Source organism: Chloroflexus sp. (genome assembly GCF_049970315.1).
GTDB lineage: Bacteria > Chloroflexota > Chloroflexia > Chloroflexales > Chloroflexaceae > Chloroflexus.
In genome coordinates this window covers 11,005-25,916 of record NZ_JBMFNE010000028.1, presented here as the reverse complement: position 1 = coordinate 25,916, position 14,912 = coordinate 11,005, and the positions used below count along the sequence as shown (strand labels likewise).

The following is a 14,912-nucleotide window of genomic DNA, read 5'->3' as shown; positions in this document are numbered from 1 at the left end:
GTCCTTGCCGAGAGGACGGGCCACGTGATGATGCTTAGCACAATACAGACCGATGAGGGGTAAAATACTCTTGCAGAACGACAAACCTTGTGCTACACTTCACATACTCTCCCCGATCTGATGGAGGTCTTTCGTGGAGCGTTCAGATCAACCACCTGATGTTGTTATTCGGCGGCTACCACTCTATGCCCGCAGTCTACGCTACCTACTCGAAGAGGGGATCCATTCCGTCTCATCACAGGAACTCGGCGAGCGGATCAATGTGACTGCTGCCCAAATCCGTAAAGACCTTTCGTATTTCGGCGAGTTTGGCAAACAAGGCATCGGTTACGATGTCGAAAAGCTATTGCATCACATTGAGCGGATTCTTGGCCTCAATCAACATTGGCCGGTTGTGCTGGTTGGTATCGGCTTGCTTGGCCAAGCGATTGCCCGTTACGAAGGCTTTCGCAACGAGGGGATCGAGATCGTCGCCCTGTTTGACTCTGATCCAGCTAAGATCGGGCAGCGAGTTGGCGATTTGATCGTTCAAGACTTTGCCAACGTGAGGCGCGTGGTTGCTGAGAAGCAGGTCAAATTGGCGATTATCGCGGTTCCTGCGATTCAGGCGCAGCGGGTCGCCGATGTACTCATTGAGGCCGGTGTGCGCGCCATCCTAAGCTATGCACCGATGATTTTGCAAGCGCCGGAAGATGTCTGGGTACGGTATATTGATCCGGTGGCGGTCTTGCAGAGTATGACCTACTATCTGGCACGTGAGCAGCAGCAGTAACCCTCGATAACGCATTACAACGAATATATCATCCCGCAGTGTGTTGAGTGCTAGACGATCAACTGTATTTCCAGTGCGTCAGTTACTTTTATCCGCGGTGAACGGCCTCATCAGTGCAATAGAAACAACCACTGCTGTTAATTCTGTTGTTACCGCATTAGTCACTTCAGGATTACTCGGTTATCCTATTGTCTTGCTAGCGCAGTGCGTGGAGAGGTAGGAAGAAATAAACAATGGTCGGGAATAATACGCCACGTGAAGAACCTCGTGACGGCAGCGGTGAATCAGCTGATCGCCGAGTACGGTAAACGCACCATTGAGCCGATATTGCGTCGGTTAGAAGAGATAACTAACGATATCGACTATCGCTACACGCTTGATGGTTTAGCGATCTTTGTTAATCAAGACATGGCGCGGATGTTCATGGTACCGTTTCCGCTCCACGAGCGGGTCGTGGTCGATGAAACCTTTTTTACCCGCGATCTGGTCTTTGCCCTCAATCGTACACCGCGGTATTGGGTGTTGGCCCTCAGCGAGAAACCAACTCGCTTGTTCGAGGCAACCCGCGAGACGCTGAGCGAGATCGAGACCGGTGGGTTTCCAATGTTCCACCTTGGGCCGGGCGGTAAACGAGGTATTCCCAATGATGCGTCAATTAACCAGTCGGCCTATCGTGATGAGCACCACCGAATCTTCTTTCGTCAAGTGGATGCCGCATTTGCACGTTTATGGCCGATGATCGATTGCCGTTAGCCTTAGTCGGCATAGATCGGTATCTTGCCTTCTTTCGTGAAGTGAGCAAGCATAGTGACGCCATCATTGCTACACTAACCGGTAATTACGATACAATGAGCGCTCAGGATCTCGGTCGTTTGATCTGGCCGTTGGTTGAAACCAACCTTCACCACCGGCGCACCCAAATCTTGCGTGAACTAGATGCCGCAGTGGGTGGAAAGCGCGCCACTTCAACCCTCGGTGAAGTATGGCGGTTTGCACAAGAAAGTCGTATGGCAACGCTCTTGGTGGAAGAAGATTATCACCAGCCGGCCTTGATCGACGAGAGCGGTTTGCGCCTAACGCCTAACACCGGTCGACGATTCGACGACACCGGGTGCGCTCGATGATGCGGTTGACGAAGTCATTGCCACCGTGATCGAGCGGGGTGGGCAGGTGATTTTTGTGCCGAACGGTTCGCTAAGCGTTCACCAGCGTATTGCCGGGATTTTACGGTATTGATCGGCGCTGAACTGCATCGCCTTGCCCACTCTCTGCTATAATAGAAGGTATGAGTAACCAAATACCCTTCACCGAAATTGTGCAGCTCCCAACAGCATACTATGTCGCACACATCAAAATAGAACCGAATATCATTCTGGCCCCGATGGCCGGCGTCACCGATAGCATCTTCCGCCGCATGATATTGCGGCTGGGTGGGTGTGGTTTGGTGAGCACAGAGATGACCAACGCTGCGAGCGTTAGCCCAAAAGCATTGCGTCGCCATCGCTTGCTCGACTATCTACCGGAAGAACGACCATTGACCATGCAGATTTCGGGCAACGATCCCGATCTCGTAGCGAATGCAGCGCGGGTCGTCGAGCAATTAGGGGCCGATATTATCGACATTAACTGCGGTTGTCCGTCACCGAAAGTCACTGGTGGCGGGCATGGTTCGGCGTTGCTGCGCGATCTACCCAAGATGGAACGGGTCTTGCGAGCGGTGCGGGCAGCCGTCCAGATTCCGGTGACACTCAAGCTGCGTGCCGGCTGGGACGAAGAGAGCCTCAATTTTATTGAAGCCGGCCAGCGCGCCGAAGCTGCTGGCGTTGCTGCATTAACGCTGCATCCGCGTACTCGTGAGCAAGGGTACAAAGGGCAAGCCGATTGGTCACGTGTGTCAGCGCTCAAGCGTGCCGTCTCAATCCCGGTGATCGGGAGTGGTGATGTCGTCACCGCTCAAGATGCACTCATCCGATTACGCGATAGTGGCGCCGATGGAGTGATGATCGGACGAGGTGCAATCGCTAATCCGTGGATTTTTCGCCAAGTCGCCGATCTGCGCCAAGGCCGCACACCGTTTGAGCCAACTCCTGCCGATAAGTACAATCTCTTGCTGGAGTACATGGCGATCTGCGCCGAAGAATTACCCGAACGGCTGGCACTTAATAAGATCAAGCAACTGATCGGTCAATTTTACATCGGCTTACCCGGCAGTAACCATCTGCGTGTCGCCGTTCATACTTCTACCAGTCTTGCCGCAGCACAAGAAGCAATTGAGCGATTCTTCGCACCGTATCTCGAAACAGATGCAGTCGTGCCTGAACCGGCAATTGCCGCCGATTAGGAGTGGACGGCTAGGCTATGCACGACGGTTATCTCTTCACCCTCGGCATTTGCGGCAGTGCTGCTGAAGACGATCCGGCGCCAGAGGTACTGAGTGCCCTGTTGGGGGCAATACCTCCGGTCAAGCGAGCCGCATTTCTCGGTGTCCTTCCCAGCGAACAGCCTGATCTATTGGTAGCTGAGATTGTGGCCGATATGCGCGATGCTGAGCTGATCGTGATGGTCACGCCGGCATCGACGCCACAGTTGCCGGCTCGCCTCAACGATCTCTTACGCGCGGCATGTGCTGTCGATCTCGGTAAGCGCTATGCAGTACTGGTTGCGATTGGGCCATATGCAGCTTCGGTGCTGCCGGCATTACAGGCGGCAGTTATCCAATGCGGTTTGGTGGTTACCGGCACCGCAGCGCTCACCGCCGACGACCCGGCACCGATCGAGCTTGTGCGAACCGCCTACACAACCGCCCGTGCAGCGCTTGCGCCTCATGCGCTGCCCCGTGAAGTCAATTGATGAATGTCGCGCTCCTATGATCACGCCACGCATTCCTGCCCATAAGTTCTGGCTCGGCGACGAAGCTATCTATTATCTGCTTGCCCGACCCGCGCTCAAGCGCAGCTTCGATCACGTCTGGTTTGCCCAATATGGCCCAAGACCTGATCCACAGCGCGGACCGTACATCTTCTATCTTAACCATTCAGCATGGTGGGACGGTTACATGATGATGTTGATTCACCGGGCCATCATGCATCGCGCGTTTGACAGTTACCTGATGATGGAAGAGCGCCAGCTCCGTGCCTACCGCTTCTTTACGTGGTGTGGGGCGTTCTCGGTCAATCGTCACGACCCTGAAGATGCGCAACGTGCGCAAATCTATGCCGCCAACCTGTTACGTGAACGACGCGACCGGGCCCTCTACATTTTTCCACAGGGCCGGATTGAGGCCAATGATTACCGTCCACTCACCATCTACCCGGGTATTGCCCGGATTGCTGCACTCGTTCGCGACGTGACATTATGCCCAATTGCCCTGCGCTATGAATTTCTCGGCCAGCAATGGCCTCACGCCTTTATCCAGATCGGGCCGCCGCACCCACCGGCCAGTTACGATGACATCGAAGCAATCCGAGCCGACATCGCTACACGCCTTACTGATGCCGTTGACCGCCTACGTGCCGATGTCATCGAGCAACGGCTCGGTACATTTCAGCCGTTGCTCGTCGGACGCTGGGGCATCGATCGCATCTGGGACACCGTCAGGGGTTGGTTTCGGCGAGGCGGCGCAGACGACGGGCCAGCCGTGGCAGCAGCCAATCGCCTACGAGCACGAGCATAATCACACCGCCGATCAACGCCGGCAGCACCTGCCCACGCGCCAGATTCACCACGACGAACATCGTCAGGTTGGTCAGATAGAGAGTTGGTGGTAGCCACTGCATAAAGGGTCGCGGTACCAGTCCTTTGCGGTTGGCACTCCGCCGTAAGCTCAACAATACCCACGATAAAATCAGGCTTGTTACCCACCACGCGACAAAATTAGAAACCGGAATACCGTAATAAAAGCCGCTCTCATCGCTCGCCCATACCCAATAGCGGTTGATATAGACGGCGAACGGCTCAATAGTTACGTCAAGTAATAACGCAAACGACGCCGCCGTCAACACGCGCGTTGGGTGCAGATATCGATCATCGACCGGTCGGCCATCACGATGAAACAGCCGCTCGGCGACACCGACGGCCGCTACCACGATCAACAGCCATGCAAAGGGAATAGCCAACGGCACCACCCCAAAGATCTGTGGTTGCAACACATCGGTGTAGGAATAGCTCCCAAAGGGAAATCCGGTCGTGGCGCCGATATGCTCTACCGCCCACGAAATAATCAGGATCAAGCCGCTAGCAACAGCGCCATACCAATGGTAACGAACTGTCAGCCACATCCCCATCAGTGCGCCTTGTAAGATCAGGAGCGCACCACCCATCCATGTGCCCCATACCGGAACCTGATCAAGCGCGACCAATACAATTGCAAAGGGATAGATAAAAAGGTAAACGACTAAGAGAATAGTAGAAATTCGGCGTAATTGCTGTTGAAAACTTTGATCGAAAAACATAAGTTAATATGTCCCCATCAGACGGGTCATACCATTCGGTGACCCCTACTCTGATTATAGATTCGCTTGCATGGCTTGTCAAAGCCTTATCTGACGTTCTCATCATTTACTTAGATTCACGATTGAGTAATAAAACTGTTATGACAACTGGCGAACCATGTGCTATACTAAGAATGGAAGAAAAGTACTATTGTCACCGGCGCCACTTCCGTTCTCCGACTTTGCAATGGCGCAGGGATCGGGAGAGAGGAAGTATGACAGCGGTATCTCATCCAAATCAACCTGTGCGCATTCTTCTCGTGGAGGATGACAACCATATTGGGCGCATTATTGAAGTGGCCATGCGTGGTCTTGGCATTCCCTACGAATTTACCAGCGTTCTTAGCGCTGAAGAGGGCCTCGAACGCTGGGAGGCACAACCATTCGATATCTTGATTACCGACTACAATCTACGCGGTATGAACGGGGTTCGCCTGATCAAGGAACTCCACGCACGCGGCTATTATCCACCAACGTTAATCGTCACTGCCTACGACTCGGCCGAGGTAAGACAAGCTGCTACCGAAGCAGCCGTTAACGGCTACGTAACGAAACCTTTCTTCCTCGATGAGCTGATTGAACGGATCAAACAGCTCTTACCGGTAACCCCTACCGTTCACGAACGGGTCGTCAATGGCTAGGACACAAGCTTGTTGTTTGGCAACAACAGACCGCTATGATTGGTGTCGGTGCAACCAACCATAGCGGTAGTGATTTTGATCTCGGCCTATCTAATCGAGTATTGCCGGGATGCGATGGAGCGGTAACAGACCGGCAGCCACCTGTTCGGGCGATGGTAAGGCCGATTCGGCCGGCTTATCAGAAGCAGCCAGCACGAGCGCACCTTGCTCTTGTAATGCGCGTCCTAGGCGAAACAGCTCGTTACTCAACGTCAATCGACCATCGGCCATGCGGGCTGCGGTCGTCACCAATTCAGCACGGCGAAATTGGATAAACGGCGTTGGGTCCCCCGCTTCAATCCGTTCGATCAACTGCTTACGCAACGGTTGCAATTCAGCCGGTACCTGTTGGGCAGCGACTAACAATTCCAACAATGTTGGTGAGAGACCGGCAGCAAGCTGTACTTCGATGGCCGGTAAATCAAACACTGCAATTGTCGCAAATAGGGCAATAGCAACGGTGTAGTCTTGATTGTCAAGCGTGAGGGCGTGCCATTCGCGGCGGCATAACTCTGTATAATTTCGGCGAAACAACGCCCGATCAAATTGATCACCTAACAACTCCGTCGCTACGATCAACGCCGCCTCAGCACGGGCATCGTCAATGGCTCCATCCGAGCGACCGCGCGGTCCAAGCAACGTTTTATCAATATCGATCAGTATCGCTGTTTGGGACCAATTCACGCCACGTACCGTGAGTTCTGCGGCCCATTCATGAACCAGTGCCCATCGAGTTGCGGTAGCAACCACATCGTTCCACTCGAGTGTCGCCGGTGCTACCGGACGATCCACGCCGATGAACCCATAGGTAGCTACCTCGTTAAGGCTCTGGAGATGAACGGTCAGCAGTCGGTCATTTTCTGTATCGCCGATCACCACCACCGTTGTCAGCGGTGGACCGTTGCGGAGCGCCTGTGCTGCACGGGCGAGGGCTACTATCACACGAGCGTAAGCCACATCGCGTTTACGTGGCGTAACGTTCACGGGCAACCCCAATTCGGCACGTAACATTGGCAAGGAAGGTAAGGTAGGGTCGCACGGCTGTAAATCGCGATAGATCACGCGATCATCGGTTAAATCAGCAATCGTTGCCCGCACGCTCATAGCCACCCCTGTGCATGCATGAGTTCAGCGTTGAGAATTGAAGCACCGGCTGCACCACGAATGGTATTGTGGCTCAACGCGATCAGTTTGATGTCGAAGAGTGAACAAGGCCGAATCCGACCAACCACCGTTGCCATACCACGACCGGCATCGCGATCACGACGTGGCTGCGGTCGATCAGGTTCATCACGCACAATGATCGGCTGTTCAGGGGCCGTTGGTAGACGCAACTCTTGGGGCAAACCACGAAACGCGCGTAACACGTCAGCGACTTCCTCAGGGCTAGCCTTCCGCTCAAGCTCAATCGATAGACAGACGAGATGGCCTTCGAGCACCGGCACGCGATTGCAGTGTGCCGAAGTAGTGAAGCTAGCCGGGACGATGGTATCATCGCGCAATTGGCCGAGCATCTTTTGCGGTTCGACTTCGAGTTTTGGCTCTTCACCACCGATAAAGGGAATCACGTTATCGACAATATCGTAGCTTGGGACACCGGGATACCCTGCCCCAGACAACGCCTGCATACTTACCAACAACATTCGGTGCACCCCAAACGTATCCAGCAACGGACGTAACACCATCGTTGCAGGGGTCGAGGTACAGTTTGGATTCGTCACAATCGCGCCCGACCAACCTCGGCGGCGGCGCTGCCCGGCGATGAGCTTAAGGTGATCGGGATTGACTTCAGGTATCACCAACGGTACATCTGGCTCCATGCGGTGATTAGAAGCGTTGGAGCAGACAATATGGCCGGCAGCCGCCAGCCGTTGTTCAATTGGACCGGCAACATTGCTAGGTAAAGCCGAGAATACGAGTTGTGCCGGCACATCGGCTTCAGCGTCCAGTACCGTCAGATCGGCCACTTCCGGTGGCATTGGCGTATCGAGTACCCACCGGCAAACCTCCCGATATTTCTTCCCTGCGCTTCGCTCACTCCCGGTGAGAGCCACCACCTGAAACAGTGGATGCTTGTCGAGTAACTGGATAAAACGTTGCCCCACCGCGCCTGTTGCGCCTAAGACTGCAACTGGGATCGCTGCCATTAGAGACCTCCTATCGAACGACCACAATCGGTTCTATTATACTCATGTGCGAACGGTTGCAAAAACAACTAAGTTGGTTGTGGTTTAACCACTTTTGTTATAAAAAAAGTCGGCAAAAGGATGGCAATTCGTTAAATAATCGTGTATAATCTCTGTGAGCTATGAAACAATTTTCATCTCATCCCCGTGTTGCGCTCCTCCCACGACGTAGGAGTCGTTGGTTTCGTCTGTACTTGGCCCGTGATCATTGCCGATCACCCCAGAAGGAGCAGCACTATGATCGATCCACACGTGCAACGTTTGCTAGAGCAAGTGCTCGATACACCGGAAAAATTGCATTTGCTCCTTATGTTTCACGAACATCCACGCTGTGAGCTAACGGCGACTTCCATTGCCGAGCGGCTCTTCCGTGATATTTGGAGTATCCAACAAGCACTTGACGAGCTAACCACCGCCGGCTTTCTGGCCGTCAACAAATCGGTCGGTGGTGAACCATTATACCGCTACACACCCCCGCCGGAGTGGCACGAGGCGATCCGGCGTTTGGTGCGGAGCTACAACGATCCACTTGAACGTGATCTCATTCAGCGCCGGATCCGCGATCTTGCCGCATTTGCCGCCTTCCGTCGGTACGAACTGGAACGTTTCGAGTTTGCCTGACAATCAGTTGCGGCGGCAAGTTCATTCTGGCGCGGAGCAAACCCCGCGCCATTGTTCTGCTAACAGAGATCTAACACTCTTATCTTGACGCCACCGGCAGCGCTCTCTACAATACGAAACTACATGTTTGCAACAACTTCCCAACAGCGTAGGGCGGTGGTATGAAGGATTACTATCAAGTACTCGGCGTTAGCCGCAATGCTAGCGATGATGAGATCAAGCGAGCATATCGGCGACTCGCACGCAAATACCACCCCGATGTGAACAGAGGTGACCCAAACGCTGAAGCCCGTTTCAAAGAGATTAACGAAGCGTATCAAGTACTCTCAGATAAAGAGCAGCGTGCAAAATACGACCGCTTCGGCAGTGAGTTTCATCGCTATGAACAAACCGGTTTCGGCGGCGTCGATTTCAGTAGTCAAACGGACTTTGCCGACCTGTTTGAAACACTTTTTGGCAACCGCCGCACAAGCGGTAGTAGATTTAATGTTCGCCTCGACGGTCAAGATGTCGAGCAACCGGTTGAGCTAACGCTCGAAGAAGCCTATCACGGAACCCAGCGTACCCTCCAATTTGCCAACCCAAATGGCACACCACGCACAATCACGGTCAAAATCCCTGCCGGGATTGATACCGGCAAGCGGGTACGAGTTCCAGGGGAAGGTGCGCCTGGTCTGAACGGTGGCCGCCGCGGTGATCTGTATCTGGTGGTAACGGTTACACCACATTCCCGCTTTGAACGTAAAGCCGGAGATTTATATACGACCGTACCGGTCAGCATGTATACCCTGCTCCTTGGTGGGCAAGTTCAGCTTCCCTTGTTATCGGGTAAAACGCTTACCCTTACCATTCCGCCTCAGACGCAAAACGGTCGTGTGTTTCGGATTACCGGCCAAGGCATGCCACTGATGCACAGCCCACAGTACGGCGATCTGTATGTAACGGTAAGTGCCGTCTTGCCTACCAACCTTTCACCAGAGGCACGCCGCTTAGTCGAAGCATTACGCCGTCTCACCGGCGAGTAGGGGGTATTTGGGCCATTTATACACATTGCTTGACACAAACGCTCAAGAGCGGTATATTACAAGGCAATAATCCACGACAACAGTGATGTGTAGGTGTACCGGGCGGTACAGTGATCACGCTCAAAGACAGAGCGTGGCGCTTCCCTGTATCTTCCATTATTATCATTATTTAAGAATTTTCTACCACGTGCGAACGTTGTGGTGAGACGACGTACTCGCACCGTATCGCTGCAATTGCAAAAGCGAGAGCGCGCTCGCACCTCCTCGTTGCCGAGGTCGTGCGAGCGTGTGTTTCTTTGTACCTTTGGCATCCGTTTTTATTAGTGAAGATCAAGGAACCAGCAATGTACCTTCCTGCGCGAGACCCAGCCCGACTTTACGATCCGCGCTTTGAGCACGATGCCTGTGGCATCGGTTTCGTGGCCCGCGTCAACGGTCGGGCAAGCCACGATATTCTTGAGCTGGCTCTGACCGCTTTGGGCCGCCTTGAACATCGCGGTGCTGTGGCCGACGACGCTCGTACCGGTGATGGCGCTGGCGTGTTGACCCAACTACCACGCCGTCTGTTACAGCGCGAGCTGGCCGCAGCCGGAATAACCGTCGCCGATGCCGATCTCGCGCTTGGTATGCTGTTCTTGCCTGCCGATCCCGATCAGTGTACCAAGGCCTGCTCACTAGTTGAGCAGGCCCTGAACAAACATCGCTTGCCCTTGCTCCGCTGGCGCGAGACACCTATCGATCCGGACGTACTCGGTGAGCGTGCGCGTAAGGCAATGCCCACGATCCGCCAGATTATCGTGGGGCGCCCACAGGGTCTCGATGATCGTACCTTCGAGCGCACGATTTTCCTGGCGCGTAAGGCAATGGAAAAAAGCTTCCGGCAGGCTGGTTTGCCGGCATACATTCCCTCGTTCTCGTCACGTACTGTGGTGTACAAAGGGTTGCTGCTCGGTTCCCACCTGGCCGATTTCTACCTCGACCTGCGCGATCCCGATTTCACCACTGCCCTGGCCGTGTATCACCAACGCTACAGCACCAATACCTTCCCTACCTGGGATCGGGCCCAACCGTTCCGTATGCTGTCGCATAACGGTGAAATCAATACGTTGCAGGGTAACGTAAACTGGATGCGCGCTCGTGAGCAGGCGATTACGCTACCGGACGATTTTCTGCCCGATGGTCCTCCGCCGATGCGTGAACTGTTGCCGGTAATCGATGAGAACGGTTCCGACTCGGCAATGCTCGATAATACGCTTGAGCTACTGGTGATGGCCGGACGTGATATTCGGCACGCCGTGGCCATGTTGGTACCAGAAGCATGGGAAAAGGTTTCCGATATCGACCCGACCTTGCGCGCTTTCTATCAATATCACGCTTGCTTGATCGAGCCGTGGGATGGCCCGGCAGCACTCGCTTTCTCCGATGGTGTTATCGTTGGTACGTCGCTCGACCGCAATGGTCTGCGCCCGGCCCGCTATCTCATTACCGATGATGGCTTGGTTGTTTCCGGCTCAGAAGTAGGAGTAGTTCCTATCCCCGAAACACGGATTGTCTGCAAAGGCAAACTCGGCCCCGGGCAGATGTTGGCAGTCGATGTTGCCGCCGGTCGAATTTACACCGATAGTGAGGTGAAGGCGCTCCTCGCATCGCGCCGGCCGTATGCCGAGTGGCTCAATGAGCATCTGTGTTATCTGCCGGCCGACCTACCGGTACCACCGACTGAGAATGAAGACATCCAACCACTGCAAATGGCGTTTGGCTATACCTCTGAGGAGCTGAACGTCATCTTGAAGCCGATGGGCATGACCGGTCATGAGCCGGTTGGCTCGATGGGTGATGACACACCGATCCCACCACTTTCGCAGTGGGAACTAGGCCGCCCGTTGTTCCACTTCTTTAAGCAGCGCTTCGCCGAAGTGACGAATCCTCCTATCGACCCGCTCCGCGAAGAGTTGGTCATGTCGCTGAGTGTTGGGATTGGCCGCCGACGTTCGATCTTACTCGAGACGCCTGAGCATGCCCATCTCTTGCAGTTGACATCACCGATCTTGACCGATGCACAGTTGCAAGCAATTCGCGATCAGACCGATCCGCTGCTGCGTTCAGTAACGATCAGCGTGCTCTTCCCGGCACATCACATTACCACCGAGCAGATGCTCAAGGCGCTTGATCGGGTGAGTGAAGAGGCAGCAACAGCCGTTGTCGATGGTGCAGCCATTGTGATCTTGAGCGACCGCGGTGTGAACGCTGAACAGGCTGCTTTGCCGATTTTACTGGCGACCGGCGCCGTTCATCATCACTTGATCCGTACCGGTTTGCGCTCACGAGTGAGCTTGCTCGTCGAGACAGGTGAGGCGCGTGAAGTACATCATATCGCAGCGCTGATCGGTTACGGCGCTGAAGCCATTAATCCGTATCTCGCGTTGGCGAGTGTGCGCCGGATTACTATCGAGCGTGACGCTGTACGCCAACGGGCGGAGCACGGTGTAAGTCAGGAAGCTGTCGAGCCATACCGGCATGCCCTGGCTGTCGAGGCTGAACAACATTTCATCCACGCCCTGGAAAAGGGGCTGCTGAAGATTATGTCAAAAATGGGTATCTCGACTCTTGACAGCTATTGTGGTGCCCAAATTTTCGAGGTAGTCGGGCTGGCGCAAGAGGTGATCGATCGCTGCTTTACCGGTACGCCTTCGCGCGTCGGTGGTATTTCGTTTGAGCGGATTGCCCGCGACCTTGCCGTGCGCCATAGCCGAGCTTTCAAGACGGAACGTGTAATCCTACCGCATCCCGGCTTTTACAAGTTCAAGAAAGATGGTGAGTATCACGCCTTCAGCCCGGCAGTCGTGCATGCGTTACACAAAGCGGTACGTAGCCCGCACGCCCTCAACGGTGATAGCACAGGACCCACCCTAAGCCGCGAAGGTTATGCGATCTACCGCGCTTACGCCGATCTCGTCAACAATCGGCCGCCAACCGAGCCGCGTGATCTGCTGGAATTCGTACCCGCCGGTCCGCCGGTACCAATTGAAGAGGTCGAACCAGTCGAGTCGATTGTGAAGCGGTTTTCGACGGCAGCGATGAGCCATGGCTCGACCAGTTCAGAAGCACACGAGACGCTGTCGATTGCAATGAACCGGCTAGGCGCAATGGCCAATAGCGGCGAGGGTGGCGAAGCGCCGGAACGCTACCACGATGAACGCAATTCACGGATCAAACAGGTAGCGTCGGGCCGATTTGGCGTCACACCAGCCTATCTAGCAAGCGCCAGCGAGTTACAAATCAAGATGGCCCAAGGCGCGAAACCCGGTGAGGGTGGGCAATTGCCCGGCCATAAGGTGAATGAGGAGATTGCTCGTATTCGACATACCGTGCCCGGTGTCGCACTCATTAGCCCACCACCCCATCACGATATTTATAGTATTGAGGATTTGGCCCAGTTGATCTACGACCTCAAGCAGGTCAATCCCAATGCACGGGTATCGGTGAAGCTGGTAGCGACTGCCGGGGTAGGTACGGTAGCGGCAGGCGTTGTCAAAGGCTATGCCGATACGATTCTGATCAGCGGCCACGCCGGTGGTACCGGTGCTTCACCACTGAGCAGTATTAAAAATGCCGGCGTGCCGTGGGAGTTGGGCTTGGCTGAAACTCAACAAACCCTCATTCTCAACGGGTTACGCGAGCGGGTACGGTTGCGTGCCGATGGTGGGCTAAAGACAGGGCGTGATGTCGTGATTGCCGCGCTGTTAGGGGCTGATGAGTTCTCGTTCGGTACGGCAGCATTGGTGGCCGAAGGCTGTATTATGGCACGAGCGTGTCACAACAATACGTGCCCGGTCGGAATCGCTACCCAACGTGCCGATCTGCGGGCTAAGTTCCCCGGCAAGCCGGAGATGATCATGGCCTTCTTCCGCTATCTGGCGCAAGAAGTGCGTGAGATTCTTGCCAGCCTCGGCTTACGCTCGATCGATGAAGCGGTTGGTCGCACCGACCTGCTGCGACAGCGTAAGGTTGGAGTCGAGTCTGCCGACATGTTAGATATGACACCGGTGTTGGGTGCAGCCTCGCTCATCGGCTATGGCCCGATCCGACACAATGGAAAACCCAATTCCTTGCCTGCCGAAGAGAGTCTCAATGATCGGATTATGCGTGACGCCGGCCCTGCCCTTGCTGCCAGCGGGCCGGTGCGCTTACAGTATCAGATTAACAACTGTGACCGCTCAGTAGGTGCACGATTGGCAGGAGCGATTGGGCAAATGTACGGTGATAAAGGGCTGCCTGCCAATACGATTACGATTACGTTCCACGGTCACGCCGGACAGAGCTTCGGTGCCTTCAATGCACCGGGAATGACGCTGCGTTTGATCGGCGATGCTAACGATTACGTTGGTAAAGGAATGGCCGGTGGTCTGATCACCATTGCGCCGCCCCCGGAAGCTCAGTACGTCTGGCATGAGAACGTGATTGCCGGTAACACGCTGCTCTATGGCGCGACCGGTGGTGAATTGTACGTCGCCGGGCGAGTAGGTGAGCGCTTTGCCGTTCGTAACTCCGGCGCAACGGCAGTGGTGGAGGGCATTGGTGATCACGGTTGTGAATATATGACCGGCGGCACGGTCGTGGTGCTCGGTCCAACTGGTCGGAACTTTGGCGCCGGTATGACCGGTGGTGTCGCGTATGTTCTTGACGAGCAGGGGACGTTTGCCCGACGCTACAATCCCCAGTTGGTCGAGTTGCGCCCTCTGAGTGACCGCGATGAGATGCGGCTGCGCGATCTCATTCGTCGCCACGTTGAATTGACGAAGAGCCTACGCGGAAGCGAGATTCTAGCCCGCTGGGATCGGTATCGCCACCTGTTCCTCACCGTCCGACCGCGCGATGCCGTAGCGCAGATCGAAGCCGCCGCCGAAGGCACCGAAGAACCGACGAAAGCACATGCAGCCTAAGCTGTATTGAGACACTGGCAGACGGGAATAACTCCCGTCTGTCAGCTTTTTATCAGGTTGCAGACCGGAAAGATCGTGGTAAGATAAGGCGCTGCATTAGATTGTGCAGCAAAAATGATAGATAACGTTGGGTGTTACTCAGGTATGCTGGACACCAAATGATTCTGGCACACCCACGTGTCCGTTCATCAACGA

At 54.8% G+C, this 14,912-nt stretch carries 11 protein-coding genes and 1 pseudogene; 9 read left to right on the top strand and 3 right to left on the bottom strand.

Going from position 1 to position 14,912, the window contains the following annotated elements; translation table 11 throughout:
- The first annotated feature begins 133 nt into the window (after positions 1-133).
- The 5 genes and pseudogenes from ACP5OT_RS15505 (at position 134) to ACP5OT_RS15485 (ending at position 4,445) form a co-directional block, all read left to right on the top strand.
- On the top strand, positions 134-772 hold the full coding sequence (locus ACP5OT_RS15505) for a redox-sensing transcriptional repressor Rex (protein WP_424676137.1): 639 nt from the start codon (positions 134-136) through the stop codon (positions 770-772).
- Between the two features lie 408 nt (positions 773-1,180).
- Positions 1,181-1,896 (top strand): annotated as a pseudogene (locus ACP5OT_RS15500) (hypothetical protein).
- 161 nt (positions 1,897-2,057) lie between these two features.
- Positions 2,058-3,113, top strand: a complete 1,056-nt coding sequence (gene dusB, locus ACP5OT_RS15495; RefSeq protein WP_424676138.1) for a tRNA dihydrouridine synthase DusB — start codon at positions 2,058-2,060, stop codon at positions 3,111-3,113.
- A 17-nt stretch (positions 3,114-3,130) separates the two neighbouring features.
- Positions 3,131-3,622, top strand: coding sequence for a hypothetical protein (locus ACP5OT_RS15490; RefSeq protein WP_424676139.1), 492 nt, complete (start codon positions 3,131-3,133; stop codon positions 3,620-3,622).
- Positions 3,623-3,638: 16 nt separating this feature from the next.
- Complete coding sequence (locus ACP5OT_RS15485) at positions 3,639-4,445, top strand: lysophospholipid acyltransferase family protein (RefSeq protein ID WP_424676140.1); 807 nt, start codon at positions 3,639-3,641, stop codon at positions 4,443-4,445.
- On the opposite strand, the gene ACP5OT_RS15480 is transcribed toward ACP5OT_RS15485, so the two are convergent.
- Complete coding sequence (locus tag ACP5OT_RS15480) at positions 4,366-5,223, bottom strand: carotenoid biosynthesis protein (protein ID WP_424676141.1); 858 nt, start codon at positions 5,221-5,223, stop codon at positions 4,366-4,368. The two genes, ACP5OT_RS15485 and ACP5OT_RS15480, sit on opposite strands and share 80 nt — an antisense overlap.
- Positions 5,224-5,477: 254 nt before the next feature.
- Between ACP5OT_RS15480 and ACP5OT_RS15475 the strand changes: the two genes are divergently transcribed.
- A complete protein-coding gene (locus ACP5OT_RS15475) occupies positions 5,478-5,903 on the top strand; it encodes a response regulator (protein WP_424676142.1) in 426 nt (141 codons plus the stop codon).
- Positions 5,904-5,993: 90 nt separating this feature from the next.
- Here the strand turns inward: ACP5OT_RS15475 and ACP5OT_RS15470 are convergent, their stop codons facing one another.
- Positions 5,994-7,046, bottom strand: coding sequence for a hypothetical protein (locus ACP5OT_RS15470; protein ID WP_424676143.1), 1,053 nt, complete (start codon positions 7,044-7,046; stop codon positions 5,994-5,996).
- Positions 7,043-8,089, bottom strand: a complete 1,047-nt coding sequence (gene asd / locus ACP5OT_RS15465) for an aspartate-semialdehyde dehydrogenase (protein ID WP_428111726.1) — start codon at positions 8,087-8,089, stop codon at positions 7,043-7,045. Before asd ends, ACP5OT_RS15470 begins: the two co-directional genes overlap by 4 nt.
- Before the next feature lie 276 nt (positions 8,090-8,365).
- Here asd and ACP5OT_RS15460 point away from each other — a divergent pair, with 276 nt between their 5' ends.
- The 3 genes from ACP5OT_RS15460 (at position 8,366) to gltB (ending at position 14,717) form a co-directional block, all read left to right on the top strand.
- On the top strand, positions 8,366-8,749 hold the full coding sequence (locus ACP5OT_RS15460) for a hypothetical protein (protein ID WP_424676145.1): 384 nt from the start codon (positions 8,366-8,368) through the stop codon (positions 8,747-8,749).
- A gap of 161 nt (positions 8,750-8,910) precedes the next feature.
- Positions 8,911-9,774: a DnaJ C-terminal domain-containing protein gene (locus tag ACP5OT_RS15455; RefSeq protein ID WP_424676146.1), complete on the top strand. Its 864-nt coding sequence runs from the start codon at positions 8,911-8,913 to the stop codon at positions 9,772-9,774.
- Positions 9,775-10,118: 344 nt separating this feature from the next.
- Positions 10,119-14,717: a glutamate synthase large subunit gene (gene gltB, locus ACP5OT_RS15450; RefSeq protein ID WP_424674727.1), complete on the top strand. Its 4,599-nt coding sequence runs from the start codon at positions 10,119-10,121 to the stop codon at positions 14,715-14,717.
- The last annotated feature ends 195 nt before the right edge of the window (positions 14,718-14,912 follow it).